The organism is Cryptosporangium sp. NPDC048952 (assembly GCF_043197895.1).
Lineage (GTDB): Bacteria > Actinomycetota > Actinomycetes > Mycobacteriales > Cryptosporangiaceae > Cryptosporangium.
In genome coordinates, this window is the sequence record NZ_JBICTY010000009.1 from 114,028 (window position 1) to 133,945 (window position 19,918).

Consider the following 19,918-nt stretch of genomic DNA (forward strand, 5'->3'; position numbering starts at 1 on the left):
GATCGGTGTGGTCCAGCCTTTGTCGGGCAACTCCAGGAAGGGGAAGCGGCGATGCGCGGCGTAACGTGGGGCTGAATTTAACGTAAGTGAATAGTGGGAATGGTTGGAGAGAAGTGAACGGAGGTGTTTAGTGATGCGTGGAGCTACTTGGGGCTGAGTTTGTCCGATGTGTCGGATCAGATGCGAACGATCGGAGGTGGACCGTGCGCGGCGCGACGTGGGGCTGACGGTCGGATGTGGACGGCGACGAGCGGATTCGAAGGGCGGTGTGCGCGATGCGAGGCGCGACGTGGGGCTGAACCGAACGGACGACGGGCGAGTGCAGTGAAAGACAGGAGGAGGTGCTCGATGATGCGAGGCGCGACCTGGGGCTGATTGCCCCCTTTGTGTTCGGAGTGGAAATTCGTTACTGGCGGGAATGGAGGGAACCGTTATGCGTGGCGCAACGTGGGGCTGAGGACCAGGGCGACCGGGAATTGCATCCTGAAGGGAGTTGCGTGATGCGTGGCGCAACCTGGGGCTAAACTGCGCAGCGTAGCCGTTCGGTCATTGACGGCTGATAATTCGATGCCCGCAAGGGCTGTACGAACGTGAGTGGTTAAAGCTCACCCAACTATCGCCTCATAACCCGTGACGCACCCGCCCTCCGTCGGAGAGGATCGTGCTTGCGTGGCCGTATCGGTCACGCCGGCGAGATCGAGGGAGGCGGCGTGGACGCGGTTATCAGCGCCCAGCGACTGTCGCTTCCCAGTCGTCTTCGCGCCTTGATCACAGGTATGACCGTGTTGGCGGCGGTCTGTATTGCCGCGGTCGCGTTGACATTGCCCGCGCCCGGCACCGACTGGTGGGCAGTCCCGCTCGTCACCGTGATGGTGGCGATCAGTCGGATCTGGATCGTCCGCCGCTACATCGGCGGCAGCGGCATCCTCGTCGACTGGGGTGAGGCAGTCCTCATCGTCGGGCTCGTCCTGCTGCCGCCCGGATGGACCGTTCTGACCGCTGCGATCGGTACCGCTGGTGCGATGGCGTGGAAGAGGTTCGATCCGGTCAAAGCCTGGTTCAACGTCGCCACGACGATTGTGGGAGTGAGTGCCGCTGCGACGGCGATGGTTGCCATCGCCGGCGCCCAGCCCGATCCGATCAGCTGGCGCGGCGCGCTCGCGTTGACCGCCATGGCCGCGATCTCCGCAGTCGTGAGTGAAGTGGCGTGTGCGGCGGCGGTTGCGTTCTCGCGCGGCGACACGTTCCGTTCGGTCGTCTTCGAAGGCGTCGGAACCCGCGCTCTCGGCCTGCTGCTCAATCTCGCGATCGGCGCGCTGATTCTCGCGGTCGCGCGCTACGCGCCTTATCTCTTGATCGTTCTTCCACCGGTGCTCTGGCTGCTGATCGAAGGCTTCGCCGGCCGCGTGCGTACCCGGATCGAACGCCGGATGTGGCAGCGGCTGTCCGCCGCGACCCAGGAAATGGGTCACCTCGACATCGACGCTGTGTTGCGGACCGCGATCGTCGAGTCGGCCAAACTGTTCGGCGCCGACGTCGTCGAGGTCGAGTGGAAACGGGCCAACGGCGACGCGATGCTCACCCGCGGTGACGCCAACGGCGAGATCTGGCAGGGCAAGCCCGGCCTCTACCGACCCGAGCAGACGATGTTCCCGGTCTCGCTCGTCAACGGCTCCGGTCCGTCGTTCGGCGAACTGCGCCTGTGCTTCCGCTCGCAGGTCCGTCTCCCCGAGCGTGAACAGCTCGCGCTGGCGACGCTCGGCAGCGCACTGGCCGGCACCATGCAGAACGCCTACGTCCACCAGCAGTTGCACGACCTCGCGACGCAGGACGCGCTGACCGGCCTGGCCAACCGCGCCTGCCTGATGGCCGAGGGCAACGCGGTGCTGACCAGCGGACACGGCACCGTCGCCCTGCTGCTGCTCGACCTGGACCACTTCCGCCAGGTCAACGACACGCTCGGCCACGAGGCCGGCGACGACCTGCTGCGTGTCGTCGCCGAGCGGCTGCGGGTCCGGGTGGCGCCGGGGGAGACCCTCGCGCGGCTGCACGGCGACGAGTTCGCGCTGTTGATGCCCGGCCAGTCGAGCCTGCGATCGGCGTCGCTGCACGCGCACGCCCGGGCCGGGACGCTGCTCGGGGCACTCGGCGGACCGCTCGTCGTCGACGGGGTGGAGCTGTCGATCGAGGCCACGGCCGGCATCGTCGCGGTGGAGACCGGCGGCTGCGACATGGTCGAGCTCCTCCGCCGGGCCGACTCCGCGATGTTCCGCGCGAAGGCCGGCGGCGTCGAACTGCTGGAATTCGACGCCAAGCAGGACACCGCGAGCGTCGACCGGCTGGCGCTGGCCTCGGAGATGCAGGCCGCGCTCGCGGCTGACGACCAGATCGTGATCCAGCTGCAGCCCAGCGTCGACCTCGTCGCGGGCAAGCCGCTGGGCGCGGAGGTGCTGGTGCGCTGGAAGCACCCGCGCCGCGGGATGCTCAGCCCCGCCGCGTTCATCCCCGACCTCGAGCACACCGACCTGATCGCGCCGCTGACCCGGCGCGTGTTCGAGCTCGCGCTCGGCACCTACCGCACCTGGCTCGACGACGGCATCGACGCACCAGTGGCGGTGAACCTCTCGGCGCGCTCGCTGCTCGACCGGGACCTGCCCGACGAGGTCAGCCGCCTGCTGACCGAGTTCGACGTGCCGCCGGACCGGCTGGTGCTGGAGATCACCGAGACCGCGATGATGAGCGAGCTCGAGGTCGTCGACGAGGTGCTCACGGCCCTGCGCGACCTCGGTGTCAGGCTGTCGCTGGACGACTTCGGCACCGGCTTCTCGTCGCTCACCTCGGTGGCGCGCGTCACCGTCGACGAGATCAAGATCGACAGGCAGTTCGTGATCGCGATGGAGACCTCCCGCCAGGCCGAGGCGGTCGTTCGGATGACCGTCGGACTGGCGCACACGCTGGGGCTCCGGGCGATCGCCGAGGGCGTCGAGACCGCGGAACAGCGCGCTGAGCTGATGAAACTCGGCTGCCACGGTGCGCAGGGCTTCTTCTTCTACCCGCCGCTGGACCCCGACGACGCGAAGGTCGTGCTGGCCGCGCGCGGCGGGCCCGACGGACCACCGAACTGACGCAGCGTCGGCCCCGCGAGGTTGCAACCGATCCGGTCGGAAATTTTCGCCTGATCGGCGGAGGGGTACACCGGAAAACGGACTGCGGGCCGGTGCCTTAGCCTGAACCACAACCAGCGTTAACAGGACCTTATTGACCATGCTCAGCTGCCCCTGTTTGCCTCATTCTCCAGACTTGAAATCTTGAGGCACGATGGAGCCGCTGATCGCGCCCCGGATCGTCCTGTGGCGCACCGTCTCCCCCCGGAGTTGCTCGTGACCACCCCAGCCCTTCGCCGCGCAGTGGCACTGCTCGTCGCGCTTCTGACGACGGCACTGGTGGCCGCTGGGTGCTCGTCGTCGGGTGACGGTGGTAGTGGCGGGGGTGACTCGAAGCCGTCCACGTCGCCCTCTCCGGACGGGCCGAAGCTGACCGTCCAGCCGGCCGCGAACGCCACCGCCGTCTCGCCGTCGGATCCGATCACGCTCTCGATCGACAAGGACACGATCTCCGAGGTTTCGGTGAAGTCCGACAAGGGCGACGCGGTGGAAGGCGCCGTCGGCGCCGACAAGCGCAGCTGGGCGAGCACCGGGAAGCTGTCGTTCGGTGGCACCTACACCGTCTCGGTGACGACGACCGGCGGGGGAGCGCCGCTCACCTCGAAGTTCTCGACGGTGCCCACGCCCGGCGCCGACAGTTCGGTCCGCGCGTCGAGCCCGCTCGGCGACGGCAAGACGTACGGCGTCGGCATGCCGATCGTGTTGAAGCTGAGCCGGTCGGTGAAGAGCGACGCGGCGCGCACCGCGTACGAGAAGATGCTGAAGGTCTCGTCCGAGCCGCCGACCACCGGCGCGTGGGGCTGGGTCAGCTCCACCGAGCTGCACTTCCGGCCGTCGGAGTACTGGGCGGCCGGCAGCAAGGTCCACGTCGCCGTCGACAGCGCCGGTCGCCAGGTCGCCGACGGGGTGTGGGGTCGCACCGACATGACGATCGACTACAAGATCGGCACCGACCGGCGGCTCGTCGCCGACTCCTCCACCCACACGATGAAGGTGTCGGAGAACGGCTCGGTCGTGAAGTCGATGCCGGTCAGCCTCGGTAAGCCGAAGTACCCGTCGAGCAGCGGCACGATGGTGATCATCGACAAGCGCCGCGAGGCGATGTTCGACTCGTCCACCTACGGCCTCGCTGTCGACTCGCCCGATGGCTACCGCACCAAGGTCGAGTACCCGATGCGCCTCACCTGGGGTGGGGAGTTCATCCACTCGGCGCCGTGGTCGGTCGCGCAGCAGGGCAACACGAACGTGTCGCACGGGTGCATCAACGTGTCGGAAGACAACGCGATCTGGCTGTACGACCGGCTGCAGGTCGGCGACCCGGTGACCGTGAAGAACACCGAGACGACTGTCGAACTCGGCAACGGCTACAGCGACTGGACGCTGGACTTCGAGGACTGGCTGGAGCACTCGAAGACGGGCGCCATCACCACCACGTCCTGACGCGCACGACACGAGGACGCCCCGGGCCGGGCCCGTCCTAGTGCCGGCGCACCGCGTCGTCGGTCGTGTCGTCCAGCTCGCGGATGTCCGGGTCGTCGAGGTCGATGTCGCTGTCGTCGAGGTCGACCGCGGCGCTCGGCGCGGCGGCTGCGGGGGCTGCTGGGGCGCCGGCTGCTGGGGCTGCTGGGGTCGCTGGGGCGGCGGCTGGGGCCGGGGCGGCTGGGGCGGCCTCGGCGGAGGCTCGGGCCTGCAGGCCGCTCTGGCTGCGTAGCGGCAGCTCCGGGAGCATCCACATGATTGCCGCCCCGATCGCCATGACGGCGGCGGCCAGCAGGAACACCGTGCTCATCGCGTCGGAGAACCCGACCTTGAACGGGTGGGCGACCACGGCGTCCAGCGTGTTGATGAACGACGTGTCGGACAGCGACCCACCGTCGGCGGCCCGGAGCGTGGCGGCCTGCTCCGGGTGGGCGGCGAGCGCGGCCTGGTACTCCGGCGTCTTCGCCGCCTCTGCGACCCGGGTGCCGATGTCCTTCGTCAACCCCGTGAACAGCACCGACAGGAACACGGCGGTGCCGAGCGTCCCACCCATCTGGCGGAAGAACGTGACAGCGGCGGTCGCCACCCCCATGTCCCGCGGGTCGACCGCGTTCTGCACCGCGAGGATCACCGGCTGCATGTTGACGCCGAGCCCGGCCCCGAACATGGCCATGACCAGCATCGTCTGCCATAGCGCCGTGTCCGCGCCGACGCGCGAGAAGAGCAGCAGCGCCAGCGCCATCAGCACGCTGCCGATCAGCGGGAACACCTTGTAACGGCCGGTACGGGTGATGATCGTTCCGGAGATGCCGGCCGCGGTCATGATGCCGACCACCAGCGGCAGCATCTGCAGACCGCCCATCGTAGGCGAGGACCCCTTGACGATCTGCAGGTACTGGGGGAGCAGCGCCATCGCGCCGAACATGCCCATGCCGATGATCAGGCTGCCCGCCGAGCCCACCGCGAACGTCCGTCCGCGGAACATGCGCAGCGGCAGCAGCGCCTCGTCGCCGTACCGGTGCTCGGCCAGCAGGAACAACGCGATACCGATGACGCCGACCACGAAGCAGCCGACCGCGCGCCCGGAACCCCAGCCCCACTCCCGGCCCTGTTCGGCGACAGTGAGCAGCGGCACCAGCGCGAGCACCAGCGCCAGCGCGCCCGGCCAGTCGATCCGGTGGCTGCGCGGCGTGTGCGGCACGTGCAGGAACCGGTAGACCACGACCAGGGCGACGGCGCCCACCGGCAGGTTCACCCAGAAGATCCACCGCCACCCGGCCGCACCCAGCACGGAGTCCGCACCGGCGAAGAACCCGCCGATGACCGGCCCGAGGACGCTCGACGTGCCGAACACGGCCATGAAGTAGCCCTGGTACTTCGAGCGCTCCCGGGGCGGCACGATGTCGCCGATGATCGCGAACGCCAGGGACATCAGCCCGCCGGCACCCATTCCCTGGAGGGCCCGGTAGGCCGCGAGCTCGTACATCGACGACGAGATGCCGCACAGCAGCGAGCCGAACAGGAACAGCACGATCGCGGTGATGAACAGCGGTTTGCGACCGAAGATGTCGGAAAGCTTGCCGTAGAGCGGCGTCACGATCGTGGACGTGATCAGGAACGCGGTCGTCGCCCACGCTTGGAGGTCGAAGCCGTGCAGGTCGTCGGCGATCGTCCGGATCGCGGTGGCCACCACGGTCTGGTCGAGCGCGCTCAGGAACATCCCGAGCATGAGTCCGATCAGAATCGTCACGATCTGACGATGGGTCAGTTCGTTCGACGTGGATGTTCCGTGATTAGCCACGCTTCAGTGTAAAAGACATATTCCGACCAATAACGGGCGCGGCGCGCCGTGGCGCGCCGCGCTCCCTCGTCAGCGCAGGGAAGTGAGCGCGCCGCTCCAGCGACCGAGCTCGTCGAGCATCGCGTTGGCCGACGTCTCGACCATCTCGTTCGGCGTGAAGACACGCTCGTCATCGAGGAACTGGGCGACGAACGGAATCATCACGCCCTCGACGATCGGCACCATCTTCAGCGACAGCAGCACCGGCTTGAACGCCTGGGCCGCCCGCAGACCGGCGGAGACACCGCCGTAGCTGACCAGTCCGGCCGGCTTGTACTGCCACTCGTTGTGCAGGTAGTCGATCGCGTTCTTCACGCCGGCGGTGTAGCTGTGGTTGTACTCGGCGAGCACGAAGACGTATGCGTCTGCGGCGCCCACCCGGGCGGCCCACTCCTTCGTGTGATTCTTGGTGTACCGCGACAGCCGGGGGTGGTTCGGCTCGTCCATCAGCGGCAGGTCGAGGTCGGCGAGGTCGGTGAGGTCGATCTCGTCGAAGCCGCCGTGCTTGCCGGCTGCGGACTCCACCCACTGGCCGACGGGAAGCCCGACCCGGCCCGGACGGGTACTCGCGACGATGATCTGCAGCCTGGACATGCACGACTCCTTGGTGGGGCGCGAGACGGTGTACCTATCAACTACTCGACCAAACTGAGAGCCTCACCAGCAGATTCCGCCGAGTGAGAAGCGAGGTGACAATCACATGGAACCGTCGGCGTCGGTCACCAGCAAAGCGCTGGGGATCCTGGCGGCGTTCACCGCGCAGCAGCCGCAGCTGACGCTCTCGGAGATCGGCCGTCGGGCGGGGCTGCCGCTCACCACGACGCACCGGCTGGTCGGCGAACTCACGGAGTGGGGGGCGCTGGAGCGCGACGAGGCCGGTCGGTACCGCATCGGGCTGCGGCTGTGGGAGGTCGCGTCGCTGGCGCCGCGGGGGCTCGGGCTGCGTGAGCGGGCGCTGCCGTTCCTGGAGGACCTGTACGAGGTCACGCACGAGAACGTCCAGCTGGCGGTGCGGGACGGGTACGAAGCCGTGTACGTGGAGCGGATCACCGGTCGGCACGCGGTGAGCATCCTGTCGCGCGTCGGTGGGCGGTTGCCGCTGCACGCGACGGGGGTGGGGCAGGTGCTTCTCGCCTACGCGCCGGCGGAGTTCCAGGACGAGGTGCTCGCGCTGCCGCTCCAGTCGTTCACGAAGTACACGGTCACCGACCCGAAGCGGCTGCGTTCGGTGCTCGCCGAGGTGCGGAAGACCGGGATCGCCGTGTGCGACCGCCTCGTCGACCCGGACTCCCTCTCGGTGGCCGCCCCGATCTTCGCCGCCGATGGCGCGTCGGAGGTGGTGGCCGCCCTCTCCGTGGTCGTGCGCAGCGAAGGCGCGGACCGCCTGGGTCTCGCCCCCGCCGTGCGCGCCGCAGCACGCGGCATCTCCCGCACCCGCTGAGCCGCGGCCCGCGGTGCACGGCCCGGGCGGCGCTGCGCGGGTGCGTCAGCTCTCTTCGGCGAGCACCTTCTGGGCTATCGCGAAGGCGGAGTTGGCGGCGGGGACGCCGGCGTAGACGGCGGCGTGGAGGAACACTTCCTTGATCTCGTCCGGCGTCAGCCCGTTGCGCCGTGCCGCGCGTACGTGCATCGGGATCTCGTTCTCCGCCCGGAGGGCGACCAGCAGCGAGAGCGTCATACAGCTGCGCGTCCTACGGTCGAGGCCCTCACGCGTCCAGATTTCGCCCCATGCGTAGCGCGTGATGAAGTCCTGGAAGTCCGCCGTGAACTCGGTGGTGTTCGCCGTGGCGCGGTCGACGTGCGCCTCGCCGAGCACCTCCCGGCGGACCTTCATGCCGGCCTCGTAGCGATCGCTCATGCCAGCGCCCCCAGCACGAGCGAAGCGATCGTCTCCGGCTGCTCCAGCGTCGCCAGGTGCGACGCGTCCGGAACGATCTGCAGCCGCGCGCCCCGCACCGAGTCCACGATCGCCTCGCCGTGCGACGGCGGCGTCGCCGGGTCGTCGGCGCCCGCGATCACGAGCGTCTCGGCGGTGATCCGATGCAGGTCGGGCCGCAGATCCATGCCCGCGATCGCCTCGCAGCAGCCCGCGTAGCCCTCGTCCGAGGTGGCTTCGAGCATCGCGACCGCGGCTTTCACCTGGTCCGGCGAACGCTCCCGGAACCCGGGCGTGAACCAGCGCCCGACCGCCGTCTCCGCGATCGCCCCGGTGCCTTCCGACCGCACGGTCTCCGCCCTGGCGATCCAGTTCGTCGCCGGTGGCAGGTACGCCGACGTGCACACCAGCGCGAGCTTCTCGACCCGCTCGGGCGCGTGCGACGCCAGCCACATGCCGATCATCCCGCCGATCGACAGCCCGGCGTACCGCACGGTCTCGAGGCCGAGCTCGTCGAACACCGCGAGGAAGTCGCCACCGAGGTCGGCGATGGAGTACGGCCCCGGCAGCACCTCGGACCCGCCGTGGCCCCGGGTCTCGACGGCCAGCACCCGGAAGCGCTGGGCGAACGTCGGGATCAGCGGTGCCCACATGCCCTGATTGGTGCCGATGGAGTTGCCCAGGACCAGAACCGGAGCGTCCATCGGCGCACTGTCCGTGCCGTACCAGGTGGTGGTTAGTCGAGCGGTCACTGCCATCCCTTCCTGTGGGCGGCGAGCGCGCGGTCCACGAGCTCGTCCGCGCTGCCGAGGTAGTTGGCGGGATCGAGAACGGGGTCCGCGGCCACTCCCGCTTCGTCGAGAACCTCGCGCAGCGGACGCCCGGCTAGTACCGCATTCTTGACCAGATCATGCGCGGCACTGCGGCCGAGGGTCTCGGCGAGCGCCCCGCTGACGTTCTCGCTCAGCAGCACGCCGCCGGTGGCGTCCAGCGTCGCGCGCATCGCGGACACGTCCACCTGCAGGTCCGGCAGGAACTGGGCCGCGCGTGCGGCGGCGCCGCCCACGACGTCGAAGAGCTCGCGAAGCGGTTCCCACTCGGCGTGCCAGCCGCCGGTCGCCCGCTCGTGCTCCTGCTGGGCCGCCGCGCTGTGCAGCGTCGCCAGCAAGCCGGGCGTGCGGACCGACGCGGACCGCACGAGGATGGCGTTCGCCGGGTTGCGCTTGTGCGGCATCGCCGACGAGCCGCCGCCTCCGCCGCCTTCGGCGACTTCGCCCACCTCGGTAGACGCCAGCAGCGTGACGTCGAGCGCGATCTTGCCGAGGGCCGCGGACACCGCGGCGAGCGCGGAGCCGAGGTCGAGGATCCGCTGCCGGTCGGTGTGCCATGGCAGTGTCGGCTCCGCGAGCCCCAGTTCAGCTGCGAGCGCGGCAGTCACCGCGACGCCGTGTTCCCGCAGTGCGGCGAGCGTGCCGGCCGCCCCGCCGAACTGCACGGCCGGCTGCACGGCACGCAGCCGGGAAGCCGCGGTGTCCAGGGCCACCAGCCAGCCGGCGGCCTTGAGCCCGAACGTCGTCGGGAGTGCCTGCTGGCCGAGTGTGCGGCCGACCATCAGCGTGGTCCTGTGTTCCGCGGCGAGTGTCGCGAGAGCGTCAGTGGCCGCCTGCAACGCAGCCAGCAGTGGGCGCCGAGCGCGGGCAGATACCAGCATCAACGCCGAATCCAGAATGTCCTGGCTGGTCGCGCCGTGGTGCACCCACGGCTTCGCCGACGACGGCAACTCCTTCTCCAGCGCCCGCACCAGCGGCACCACGGGGTTCCCGGCCGACACCCCGGCGCGACCCACCGCTGCCACGTCGAACTCACCGGCGCAGGCGGCACCGATCGCCGTGGCCGCGTCCGCCGGGATCACCCCGACGGACGCCTCTGCGCGCGCCAGCGCCGCTTCGACGTCGAGCATCGCGCGCAGGACCGCGTCGTCGCCGATCTCTGCCGACACCCGCGCATCGGCGAACAGGGGATCGAACAGCTCAGAGCGCAAAGAAAGCAGTCTCCCCGTCGCCCTGCAGGCGGATGTCGAACCGGTAGCCGTCGTCGGTCGGCGTCGCGATCAGCGTGCCCCGGCGCTCCGGCGGAACGGTCGCCAGCACCGAGTCGATCTCGTCCGAGAAGTAGATGCGGGTGACGACGCGATGGAGCATGCCGCGCGCGAACACCGAAACGTCGATGTGAGGTGCCTGATCCGGCACCCGCCCGGGCATGAGCGTGTAGACGCCCCACTCGCCGTTCTGGTCGGTGGCCGAGCGGCCGAACCCACGGAATCCCTCGACGCTCGGCTTCGCGGCGCCGCGTGGATCGTCGGGATGATCGAATCGGCCATCGGGGTCGGCCTGCCAGGTCTCGATCAGGCCGTCCGGCACCACGTCGCCGTTGCCGTCGGTGAGCCGACCGCGGATCCAGAACCCGCCGGGCGTTCCCGAAGGTGCGACGAACGGGCCGTCATCCCAGGTCAGGCCGATCGAAAGGTACGGGCCGACGGTCTGTGAAGGAGTCGTCATTCGTCGTCCACCTCCGACTCGAACGGTGTCGCCTCCGTACCGCGCAACACGATGTCCCACTCATAGGCGAGCGCCCAGTTGGGCTGCGTCGACTCCAGATCGAACCGGGAGATCATCCGCTGCCGTGCCTTCTCGTCCGGCACCGAGTTGAAGATCGGGTCGTACGGGAACAGCGGATCGTCCGGAAAGTACATCTGGGTGACGAGACGCTGGGTGAACGCGCGCCCGAACAGCGAGAAGTGGATGTGCGCCGGACGCCAGGCGTTGTGGTGGTTGCCCCACGGGTACGCGCCGGGCTTGATCGTGGTGAAGCGATAGCGGCCGAGATCGTCGGTGAGCGTCCGGCCGAGCCCGGTGAAGTTCGGGTCGAGCGGCGCCGGCCAGTTGTCGACGACGTGCTGGTACCGACCGGCGGCGTTGGCCTGCCACACCTCGAGCAGCGTCCGCGGCACCGGCCGCCCGTCGCTGTCGAGCACCCGGCCGTAGACGATGATCCGCTGGCCCTGCGGCTCACCGTCGTGCTGGCGGGTGAGGTCGTTGTCCAGCTCGCCGAGGCGCCCCTCGCCGAGCAGCGGCCCGGTGATCTCGGTGAACGCGTGCGGAAGGGCGATCAGCGGCTGTTTCGGATGGCGCAGCGCCGTCGACTTGTAGCCGGCGAAGTCCAGCCGGGGATGGACGTCGAAATCTTGCACATAGGTCACGATGCCTCCAAGACCACGGCCAGACCCTGGCCGACGCCGATGCAGATGGCCGCGAGGCCCCAGCCGCCGCCGCGGCGACGCAACTCGTGGGCCAGGCTGCCCAGGACCCGGACGCCGGACGCGCCGAGCGGGTGCCCGATCGCGATCGCGCCCCCGTTGACGTTCACGATCTCCGGGTCGAGCTCCGGCCAGTCGGCGAAGCACGCCAGTGACTGCGCGGCGAACGCCTCGTTGAGCTCGACGACGCTCAGGTCGCCCCAGCCGATGCCGGCGCGACGCAGCGCCCGTTCGGCGGCCTGCACCGGTCCGATGCCGAAGAACTGCGGCTCGACGGCGGCCACCCCACGCCCGGCGATGCGCGCGAGCGGCGTCTTCCCCAGGCGGTTGGCGGTCTCCAGCGACCCGATCAGCGTCGCGGCCGCTCCGTCGTTCAACGGCGACGCGTTGCCGGCCGTGATCGTGCCGTCCGGACGGAACGCGGGCTTGAGCCGGGCCAGCTTCTCGACGCTCGAGTCGGGCCGGATGCCCTCGTCGCGCTCCAGGTCCTCGGTGGCGATCACCTCGTCGGCGAACACTCCGGCGTCCCAGGCCGCCGCCGCGCGCTGATGGCTCTTCGCCGCGAACGCGTCCTGGGCTTCCCGCGTGATGCCGTACTTCTCGGCGAGTTGCTCGGTGGCCTCACCGAGCGACACGGTCCAGGCGTCGTTCATGCGCGGGTTGACCATGCGCCAGCCGAGGGTGGTCGAGTGCAGGGTCTCGGGCGCTGCGGGGAAGCCCTTGGAAGGTTTCAGCAGAACCCACGGCGCCCGGCTCATCGACTCGACGCCACCGGCGATCAGCAGCTCGGCGTCACCGGTCTCGACCGCTCGGGCCGCCTCGATCGCGGCTTCCAGACCGGAGCCGCAGAGCCGGTTGACGGTCGCGCCCGGCACCGACGTCGGCAGCCCGGCCAGCAGCACCGCCATCCGGGCGACGTCCCGGTTGTCCTCACCGGCGCCGTTCGCGTTGCCGAACAGCACGTCGTCGATCGTCGCGGGGTCGAGGTCGGGGGAGCGGTCGACCAGGCCCCGGACGACGTGCGCCGCGAGGTCGTCGGGCCGCACGCCGCTCAGCGCGCCACCGTACTTGCCGAACGGGGTCCGGACGGCGTCGATCACGTATGCGTCGGTCACGACGCCTCCTTCAGCGCCCGTAGGGCATCGAGCTGTTCGTCGGTCGGTTCCGCTGTCGTCGTGAGCTCCGGGGAGACTTTCAGGTCCCAGCCGGTGGCTTCCCGCACCTGGTCCAGTGATACCCCGGGGTGGATGGCGGTGAGCGTGAGTTCACGGGTTTCCGGGTGGGGTTCCAGGATGCCCAGATCCGTGATCACCTTCACCGGACCCTTCCCCGGGAGCCCGAGGCGTTCCCGGAACCCCGCCCCGTCGCCGTACCCCACCGACGTCACGAAGTCGACCTTCTCGACGAACGCCCGCTTGCTCTGCCGCACGACGACCAGGACCTCCTTCGCGGAGGCTGCGATCTCCGGCGCCCCACCCGCCCCGGGCAGCCGCACCTTCGGGTCCGCGTAGTCCCCGACCACCGTCGTGTTGATGTTGCCGAACTTGTCGATCTGCGCGGCACCGAGGAATCCGATGTCGATCCGGCCGGGCTGCAGCCAGTAGTTGAAGATTTCCGGCACTGTCACGACCGCGTCCGCGGTCTCCCCGAGGATCCCGTCGCCGATCGAGAGCGGCAGGCGGTCGGGCTTGGCGCCGACGGCACCGGCCTCGTAGATCAGGACGAGGTCGGGCGCGTGCAGGCGGCGGGCCAGGTTCGCGGCGGTGCTCGGCAGACCGATGCCGACGAAGCACACGTCCCCGTCGGTCAGGGAGGCCGCCGCCGCGACCGACATCATCTCGTCGGACGAGTAGCTCATGCCGCGTTCTCCTTCAGCCAGTTCGTGAAGGTGTCCCGGTCCCGGCTGATCGCGTCCCACTCTCGGTAGTAGGCGTTGTCGCGCTCGGAGTAGTCCTGTGCGTAGCTCGGGTGCGCCCCTCCGGGCACCTCGGCCACCGCCGTCACGGCCCAGCTCGGCAGCGTGATCGCTCCCGGCACCGGCGACAGCTGGTCCACGATCTCCTCGACCGTCACCAACGACCGCTTCGCGGCCAGAACTGCTTCTTTCTGGACGCCCAGCAAGCCCCAGATCTGGACGTTGCCGAGTCGGTCGGCGCGCTGGGCGTGCACGATCGTGACATCGGGGTTGATCGCGGGCACCGCGGTGAGCGTCTCGCCGGTGAACGGGCAGGTGATCGGCTTGATCGTGTCGGTCTGGTTCACCAGGTCGGTGCCGACGTAGCCACGCAGCACCGCGAACGGCAGCCCGCTCGCGCCGGCGACGTACCGGTTCGCCATGCCGGCGTGACTGTGTTCCTCGATCTCCAGCGGCGCCGGCCACGCGTTCTGCACGGCGTCGCGAAATCGGTGCAGGGATCCGACGCCCGGGTTACCGCCCCAGGAGAAGATCAGCTTGCGGGCGCAGCCCGCACCGATCAGTTGGTCGTACACGATGTCGGGGGTCATCCGCACCAGCGTCAGGTCGCGCCGACCCTGACGGATGATCTCCTGCCCGGCCGCGACCGGAATGAGGTGGGTGAAGCCCTCGAGGGCGACGACATCCCCATCGTGGATGAGTCTCTCCACCGCCGCGGCGAGATCGAGTAGCTCAGCCATGTGCGGCCGTCCCCTCATGAGATGGGTACTGAGTGCAGCTCTGCCATGCGCTCACGCTAGGTCCGATCGAACGGGCTGCGGGATTGCTCTTCCGGCCAACGGAAGACCTGGGTCATCCAACCGCAACGCATCCGTAATCCTGTGACGATGCGCACGCGTACCCAGGTAGGCATCATCGGGGCCGGTCCGGCCGGTCTGCTGCTCCAGCACCTGCTCACCCGAGCCGGCGTCGACTCCGTAGTGGTCGAGAACCGCAGCCGCGAGTACTGCGAGAAGCGCCAGCGGGCCGGCGTCCTCGAGCACGGCACGGTGGAGCTGCTCAAGGAGATCGGCCTCGGCGACCGGATGATGCGGGAAGGGCTGCTGCACAGCGGCATCTACCTGCAGTTCGGGGGCGAGCGTCACCACCTCGACTTCCCGTCGCTGACCGGCGGACGCACGCTGACCGTCTACGCGCAGACCGAGGTCGTGAAAGACGCGATCGCGGTGGGGCATCCGATCCATTTCGAGGTATCCGACACCGCCGTGCACGACATCGACACCGAGCGCCCGATCCTGTCGTTCACCGACAAGGACGGTGTCGCGCAGGAACTCGAGTGCGACGTGATCGCCGGGTGCGACGGTTTCCACGGCGTCTCCCGCCCGTCGATGTCCGGCCTGCGCGTCTCGGAGCGCACGTATCCGTTCGCCTGGCTGGGCATCCTCAGCCCCGTGCCGCCCTCGACCGACGAGCTGATCTACGCGCACTCCCCGCAGGGTTTCGCGATGCACAGCATGCGCTCGCCCGAGGTCAGCCGCCTCTACCTCCAGGTCGACCCGGACGAGAAGATCGAGAACTGGTCCGACGACCGGATCTGGGAGCAGCTGCAGGTCCGGCTCGGACATCCCGGCTGGACGCTCACCGAGGGCCCGATCACCGAGAAGAGCATCACACCGATGCGGAGCTTCGTCGCCGAACCGATGCGTCAGGGCCGCCTGTTCCTCGCCGGCGACGCCGCCCACATCGTGCCGCCGACCGGTGCGAAGGGCCTCAACCTCGCGGTCGCCGACGTGAAGGTGCTCTCCGACGCACTCGTGCGGCTGCTCGTCGAAGGCAAAGCCGACCTGGCCGACGCCTACTCCGACACCTGTCTCACCCGGGTGTGGCGAAGCACGTGGTTCTCGTGGTTCATGACGTCGATGCTGCACAAGTTCCCGGTCTCGGCGTACGGGTCAGCGGCCGAGGCGGAGTTCCAGGAGCGCCTGCAGATCGCCCAGCTGCGCCAGGTGACCAGCTCTACCGCCGCAGCGACGAATTTGGCCGAGAACTATGCGGGCTGGCCCCTTCCCTGAGCCGGGCGAACGTGGCGTCCGAGCGTGATACCGGTTTGGTCTCCGGCAGCGCGAGCGCGCACAGCAACGTGAGTGCGGACGCGCCGATCAGGAACCAGGAGATGCCGCTCTCCACATAGGTGGGCAGCTCCAGCACCGCGAGCTGCGCGGCTCCGCCGGCGAGCGCGGCGCCCAGGTGGTACGCGAGGGCGGTCCCGGTGTACCGGGACCGCCGGTCGAACAGTTCGGTCAGGTAGGCGGCCACCGCGCCGTAGCCCAATGCCGACGCCAGTCCGCTGACCGCCATCGAGAACGTCACCAGTTCGACGGCGGCGGTGTTGACCAGCCAGAAGAACGGGAACGCCCAGATCGCGCTGGCGACCGCACCCAGGATGACGACGGGGCGGCGCCCCAGCCGGTCGGCGAGCGCGCCGCCGCCCAGCGTGCCGAGCACGCCGACGACAGCGGCGATGAACGAGCCCGCGATGAGGTCTGCGCGGGCGAGCCGGAGCTCGGTGACGCCGTACTCCACGGTGCCGGTGATCGTCACGTAGAACGCGGCGTTCGCCGAGAACAGCAGGCCGGCGGCCAGCAGCAGCCGGCCGGGACGACGCAGCACGCTCCGGATCGGCCCGCGGCGCCGGGCGGGTTCCGGCGGGGCCGGCGCGTCACGCAGGCGAACGGCGATCAGCAGCGCCGCGACGAGCAGGACGCCGCCCACCAGGAACGGCACCCGCCAGCCCCAGCTCGTGAACGTGTCGTTGGCGAACGCCGACGTCGCGGCGAAGACGGCGACGTTCGCCAGGACCGCGCCGCACGACACACCGCTCTGCACGAAGCCGCCGATCAGTCCGCGACTCAGCGGCGGCGCGCCCTCGGTGAGGCTCAGCGTCATGCCGCTCCAGATGCCGCCGATCGCCAGCCCGTGCACGAGTTGGAGGCCGACCAGCAGCATCGGGGCGAGCGCGCCGATCGTGCGCTCGACCGGCAACGCGCCGATCAGCGCGATGCTGAGGCCGCCGAGCACCAGCGAGGAGATCAGCGCGCTGCGGCGACCGACGGTGTCGCCGAGCCGCCCGAAGACCAGCGCGCCGATCGGCCGGGTCAGGAACGCGACCCCGGCGGTGGCGAACGCGAACAGGCTTCCGTCGGCGCCGCCGTACCGGTTGAAGAACAGCGGCCCGAGGATCGCTGGCGCACCGGCCGCGAACAGGAACATCGAATACCAGGTGGCGGTGCTCAGTAGCAGCCCAGCCGCGCGTAACCCCCGACTCACCACTAGAGCGTGCGCTTTTGTCGGCGTCTGCGACGGAAAACAACAGATTCGACGCGCCGGTGCTAACGAAAGCGTGGTTAAGTCCGTCGTTCGGTGAGTAATTCCTACGCCGCTGTGACCTGTGGGGGCTTTTCGTCGTCGGCGTGGGCGCCCCGCGGTGCGGGGTGCTCGACGAGGGCGAGGACGCGCGCCGCCATGAAACGCGCAGTGCGGACCGGGGTGCCGCCGCGCGTCACTTCGGTGACCTCGACGATGCCGCGGCCGTGCGTGACGTCGACCCGGCGGCCGGCGCGAGTGGCCACGACCTCGTAGGTGCGGGTGGATTCGCCCGCATCGATGACGATCTCGACTCGGTCGCCCTTCATGGGTCACCCCCGAACTGGTGTACTACTGATTCTCTCACAGAAAGGGACGACGAGAGCACGAATAGCGATGCCGAGCACCAGGCCTCCCAGTGCGTCGGTCGTCCAGTGGAAGTTCAGGTAGACCATGCAGACGACGCAGATCAGAGCGCTGACGCCGCCGACGGTTTGCATCCGGCTCGCCCAGCGCGGATTGCCGGTATACGCGGCCAGCAGGACGCCGAGCGTCGCGCTGAACACGACGATGTTCGCGGCGTGGCCGGAGGGGTAGCTCATGCGCTGGCTGAGCTCGGCGGCGACCGCGTGCAGGTGCGGGTCGCCGCCGGCCGGTGGGGGCCGCCCGGCCCAGATTTTCGCGGACCCCACGACCAGGGTGTGGGCGAGCCAGCTGCCGATCAGGCCCAGTACCGGCCAGGGCGTGCGCTTTCGCACCGCGAGGAGGGCCGCGACCACTGCCGACGCGGTGGGGAACACCCAGTTCTGGCCCAGGGAGAATCCGACCCGCGCCGGCCAGTAGAGGGCGCCGATCCGGTGCCCGTCGGCGATCGACCGGTCGATACCGATCAGGATGCCGGTCGCCAGTCCGATGGTGATCCCGGCGAACCCGATGAGGGCCGGAACGGCGACCAGGAGCATCGCGCGGAGCCGGGACATGTGTCGAAGGCTAACTTCGGTTGGGCGGGAAGCGCGTTTGGCGCGTCTCTAGAGCAGGCATCGATGTCGGGGGTAGGAGAAGGGAACCGGGTCATGATCATGGCGCTCCTGCTCGATTTCGCGAACATCGCGGGAGGACTGCTGCTCGCGTCCGCGCTTCTGCAGCGCCTGCCGAGGGTGGGTGACGACCTGGGCCTCGTGGCCCGGGCCGCGGCGCCGTACGGGTGGATCGTCGGTCTGGTCGCGCTGGTGACCGGCGGCTACTACCTGCTCGTCCACGCGACCGACGGCCCCCACGTCTTCCACTTCGAGCTGGTCGCCATCGCCATGGGCGTCATCCTCCTCTGGGACCGCCTCCGCAGCGGCCGCGGCGCCGGCCGCCCCGCGGCAAGCGCCGCCCCGGCCGGGGGCGGCCAGGCGGGAGCCGGCAGTGTCGCGCCGGCCGGGGTCGGATCGGCTCGGCCGGCCGGGCCGGGCGGCTCGGCCGGAAGCCGCACCGCCGCCGCGGTGGCGGCGCCTACGGGGGTGGCTTTGTTGTTGGCGGTGTTCGGGATTATTGCCGTGATCGTGGGATTCCAGGGGTTGCTGACCCCGGACTACTGATAGGTGAGGCGCAGCACGCCGCTGGGATAGGCCCGGTGGCCCACGAGCCGCAACCGCGTGTCCGCACCGAACGGCGCCAACCCGTCCCCGATCGCGACCGGATGCACGACCAGGTGGTACTCGTCGACCAGCCGCTCGCGCACCGCCGCTCGCGCGAACGCCGCGCCCCCGACGATCACGATGTCACCACCGGGCTGTCGCTTCAGCCCGGCGACAGTGCTGCCGAGCCCCTGCGTGGCCAGCCGCGCATTCGACCAGCTCAACGGCTCGCTCAACGTCGTCGAGAAAACAATCTTTTCGATGCCGTTGATCAACGGCGCGATTTCTTCGCCGTGAACGACTCCCACATCCAGTCGAGCCCACCGTCCGGCCGGGCGACGAACCCGTCGAGCGTTATCTGCATCCGAAGAATCACGCGTCGCGTACTCATGCCAGTTCTGACGGCAGCTCCGGCGAAAAGGAATCGAGGACCTGCGGTGCGTGGAAGTCGACGATCCCGACGACCACGCCGCCGCTGACGCGCAGCACCTGCACGGCGTGGAGCCGGTACACCACGACGCCGGGCGCCCGCAGGTAGACAGCCATCGCCGGCTGGTGATTGGCGCCGGCCTCGACGTACCGGTACACACCGGGGTCGGCGTTGTCGCGGATCTCGTCGAGATAGGCGTCGCGGCCCTCGATCCACCGCGCCGACGGCGCGAACTCGGCGCGGACGTCCTCGGCCAACAGGGCGGCCAGCGCGTGCCGGTCACCGGACCGGTGCGCCGCCACGTAGCGGCGGAGCGTTCGTCGTTCGTCGGTGGAAGCGTCGCGGCGCCACTCCTCGCGCTCGCGCGGCAGGCGCTCGCGCAGCGTCGCCCGAGCACGTTGCAGTGCGCTCTTGACGGCCGGAACGCTCAATCCGAGCGAATCACCGGTCGCCGCAGCCGGCCAGCCCAGCACGTCACGCAGGATCAGCACCGCGCGCTGCCGCGGCGGCAGGTGCTGGATGGCGGCCAGGAACGCGATCTCGAGCGTTTCGCGGTCGACCGACCCGGTGGCGGGGTCGAGCAGATGGTCCGGGATCGGCTCCAACCAGCGTGGATCCGCCGGCCCGACGTCGGCGGGCAGCACTCGGCGCTGCCCGCTGGCCAGGGCGTCGAGGCAGGCATTGGTGGCGATCCGGTAGAGCCAGGTCCGCAGCGACGACCGCCCCTCGAACTCGGTCCGGCCCTTCCACGCCCGCAGAAACGTCTCCTGCACCAGATCGTCGGCTTCGCCCAGCGCACCGACCATCCGGTAACAGTGCGCCCGCAACTCGCGCCGATGCGCCTCGAGCACGGCTTCGTCCAGGATCTCCATCTCCGGGTAGACGATGCCCCACCGCGAAAGGAATCGGTGCC

General features: G+C 69.6%; 20 protein-coding genes. 5 read left to right on the forward strand and 15 right to left on the reverse strand.

The window, feature by feature from the left end:
- Positions 1–776: 776 nt before the first annotated feature.
- Positions 777–3,125, forward strand: a complete 2,349-nt coding sequence (locus tag ACGFY5_RS40115) for a putative bifunctional diguanylate cyclase/phosphodiesterase (protein WP_392729328.1) — start codon at positions 777–779, stop codon at positions 3,123–3,125.
- A gap of 255 nt (positions 3,126–3,380) precedes the next feature.
- Complete coding sequence (locus tag ACGFY5_RS40120; protein ID WP_392729330.1) at positions 3,381–4,604, forward strand: Ig-like domain-containing protein; 1,224 nt, start codon at positions 3,381–3,383, stop codon at positions 4,602–4,604.
- A 37-nt stretch (positions 4,605–4,641) separates the two neighbouring features.
- Here ACGFY5_RS40120 and ACGFY5_RS40125 read toward each other — a convergent pair whose 3' ends face one another.
- A complete protein-coding gene (locus tag ACGFY5_RS40125) occupies positions 4,642–6,393 on the reverse strand; it encodes an MDR family MFS transporter (RefSeq protein ID WP_392729333.1) in 1,752 nt (583 codons plus the stop codon).
- Positions 6,394–6,513: 120 nt separating this feature from the next.
- Complete coding sequence (locus tag ACGFY5_RS40130) at positions 6,514–7,077, reverse strand: NADPH-dependent FMN reductase (RefSeq protein WP_392729336.1); 564 nt, start codon at positions 7,075–7,077, stop codon at positions 6,514–6,516.
- 106 nt (positions 7,078–7,183) lie between these two features.
- On the opposite strand from ACGFY5_RS40130, the gene ACGFY5_RS40135 reads away from it, so the two are divergent.
- Positions 7,184–7,924, forward strand: coding sequence for an IclR family transcriptional regulator (locus tag ACGFY5_RS40135; RefSeq protein ID WP_392729339.1), 741 nt, complete (start codon positions 7,184–7,186; stop codon positions 7,922–7,924).
- A gap of 45 nt (positions 7,925–7,969) precedes the next feature.
- Here the strand turns inward: ACGFY5_RS40135 and pcaC are convergent, their stop codons facing one another.
- From pcaC to ACGFY5_RS40175, 8 genes are read right to left on the reverse strand one after another with little or no spacing between them, the layout of a single operon-like run.
- On the reverse strand, positions 7,970–8,341 hold the full coding sequence (gene pcaC, locus ACGFY5_RS40140) for a 4-carboxymuconolactone decarboxylase (protein WP_392729342.1): 372 nt from the start codon (positions 8,339–8,341) through the stop codon (positions 7,970–7,972).
- Positions 8,338–9,063 (reverse strand): 3-oxoadipate enol-lactonase, encoded by a 726-nt coding sequence (pcaD, locus tag ACGFY5_RS40145; RefSeq protein WP_392729345.1) that lies wholly within the window; start codon positions 9,061–9,063, stop codon positions 8,338–8,340. Before pcaD ends, pcaC begins: the two co-directional genes overlap by 4 nt.
- A gap of 44 nt (positions 9,064–9,107) precedes the next feature.
- Positions 9,108–10,400 (reverse strand): 3-carboxy-cis,cis-muconate cycloisomerase, encoded by a 1,293-nt coding sequence (gene pcaB / locus ACGFY5_RS40150; protein ID WP_392729347.1) that lies wholly within the window; start codon positions 10,398–10,400, stop codon positions 9,108–9,110.
- Positions 10,390–10,917, reverse strand: a complete 528-nt coding sequence (gene pcaG / locus ACGFY5_RS40155) for a protocatechuate 3,4-dioxygenase subunit alpha (protein ID WP_392729350.1) — start codon at positions 10,915–10,917, stop codon at positions 10,390–10,392. Before pcaG ends, pcaB begins: the two co-directional genes overlap by 11 nt.
- Positions 10,914–11,621, reverse strand: coding sequence for a protocatechuate 3,4-dioxygenase subunit beta (gene pcaH, locus ACGFY5_RS40160; RefSeq protein WP_392730033.1), 708 nt, complete (start codon positions 11,619–11,621; stop codon positions 10,914–10,916). Before pcaH ends, pcaG begins: the two co-directional genes overlap by 4 nt.
- Positions 11,615–12,790 (reverse strand): thiolase family protein, encoded by a 1,176-nt coding sequence (locus ACGFY5_RS40165; RefSeq protein WP_392729351.1) that lies wholly within the window; start codon positions 12,788–12,790, stop codon positions 11,615–11,617. The genes pcaH and ACGFY5_RS40165 overlap by 7 nt, the downstream gene beginning before the upstream one ends.
- Complete coding sequence (locus tag ACGFY5_RS40170) at positions 12,787–13,533, reverse strand: CoA-transferase subunit beta (protein WP_392729353.1); 747 nt, start codon at positions 13,531–13,533, stop codon at positions 12,787–12,789. Before ACGFY5_RS40170 ends, ACGFY5_RS40165 begins: the two co-directional genes overlap by 4 nt.
- The gene (locus ACGFY5_RS40175) at positions 13,530–14,330 is read right to left on the reverse strand and encodes a CoA transferase subunit A (RefSeq protein ID WP_392729354.1); all 801 of its coding nucleotides are present in this window, start codon (positions 14,328–14,330) and stop codon (positions 13,530–13,532) included. The genes ACGFY5_RS40170 and ACGFY5_RS40175 overlap by 4 nt, the downstream gene beginning before the upstream one ends.
- A 147-nt stretch (positions 14,331–14,477) precedes the next feature.
- On the opposite strand from ACGFY5_RS40175, the gene ACGFY5_RS40180 reads away from it, so the two are divergent.
- Complete coding sequence (locus ACGFY5_RS40180; protein WP_392729357.1) at positions 14,478–15,662, forward strand: 4-hydroxybenzoate 3-monooxygenase; 1,185 nt, start codon at positions 14,478–14,480, stop codon at positions 15,660–15,662.
- Here the strand turns inward: ACGFY5_RS40180 and ACGFY5_RS40185 are convergent.
- From ACGFY5_RS40185 to ACGFY5_RS40195, 3 genes are all read right to left on the reverse strand, one after another.
- Positions 15,607–16,917, reverse strand: a complete 1,311-nt coding sequence (locus ACGFY5_RS40185) for an MFS transporter (protein ID WP_392729358.1) — start codon at positions 16,915–16,917, stop codon at positions 15,607–15,609. The genes ACGFY5_RS40180 and ACGFY5_RS40185 overlap by 56 nt on opposite strands.
- A 104-nt stretch (positions 16,918–17,021) precedes the next feature.
- Positions 17,022–17,282 (reverse strand): hypothetical protein, encoded by a 261-nt coding sequence (locus tag ACGFY5_RS40190; RefSeq protein WP_392729360.1) that lies wholly within the window; start codon positions 17,280–17,282, stop codon positions 17,022–17,024.
- Between the two features lie 3 nt (positions 17,283–17,285).
- A complete protein-coding gene (locus ACGFY5_RS40195; protein ID WP_392729363.1) occupies positions 17,286–17,933 on the reverse strand; it encodes a phosphatase PAP2 family protein in 648 nt (215 codons plus the stop codon).
- A gap of 93 nt (positions 17,934–18,026) precedes the next feature.
- On the opposite strand from ACGFY5_RS40195, the gene ACGFY5_RS40200 reads away from it, so the two are divergent.
- Positions 18,027–18,536, forward strand: a complete 510-nt coding sequence (locus ACGFY5_RS40200) for a hypothetical protein (protein ID WP_392729364.1) — start codon at positions 18,027–18,029, stop codon at positions 18,534–18,536.
- On the opposite strand, the gene ACGFY5_RS40205 is transcribed toward ACGFY5_RS40200, so the two are convergent.
- Both ACGFY5_RS40205 and ACGFY5_RS40210 read right to left on the reverse strand, forming a co-directional pair.
- A complete protein-coding gene (locus ACGFY5_RS40205) occupies positions 18,530–18,883 on the reverse strand; it encodes a dihydrofolate reductase family protein (protein WP_392729367.1) in 354 nt (117 codons plus the stop codon). The two genes, ACGFY5_RS40200 and ACGFY5_RS40205, sit on opposite strands and share 7 nt — an antisense overlap.
- Positions 18,884–18,962: 79 nt before the next feature.
- Positions 18,963–19,877 (reverse strand): RNA polymerase subunit sigma-70, encoded by a 915-nt coding sequence (locus tag ACGFY5_RS40210; RefSeq protein ID WP_392729369.1) that lies wholly within the window; start codon positions 19,875–19,877, stop codon positions 18,963–18,965.
- Between the last annotated feature and the right edge of the window lie 41 nt (positions 19,878–19,918).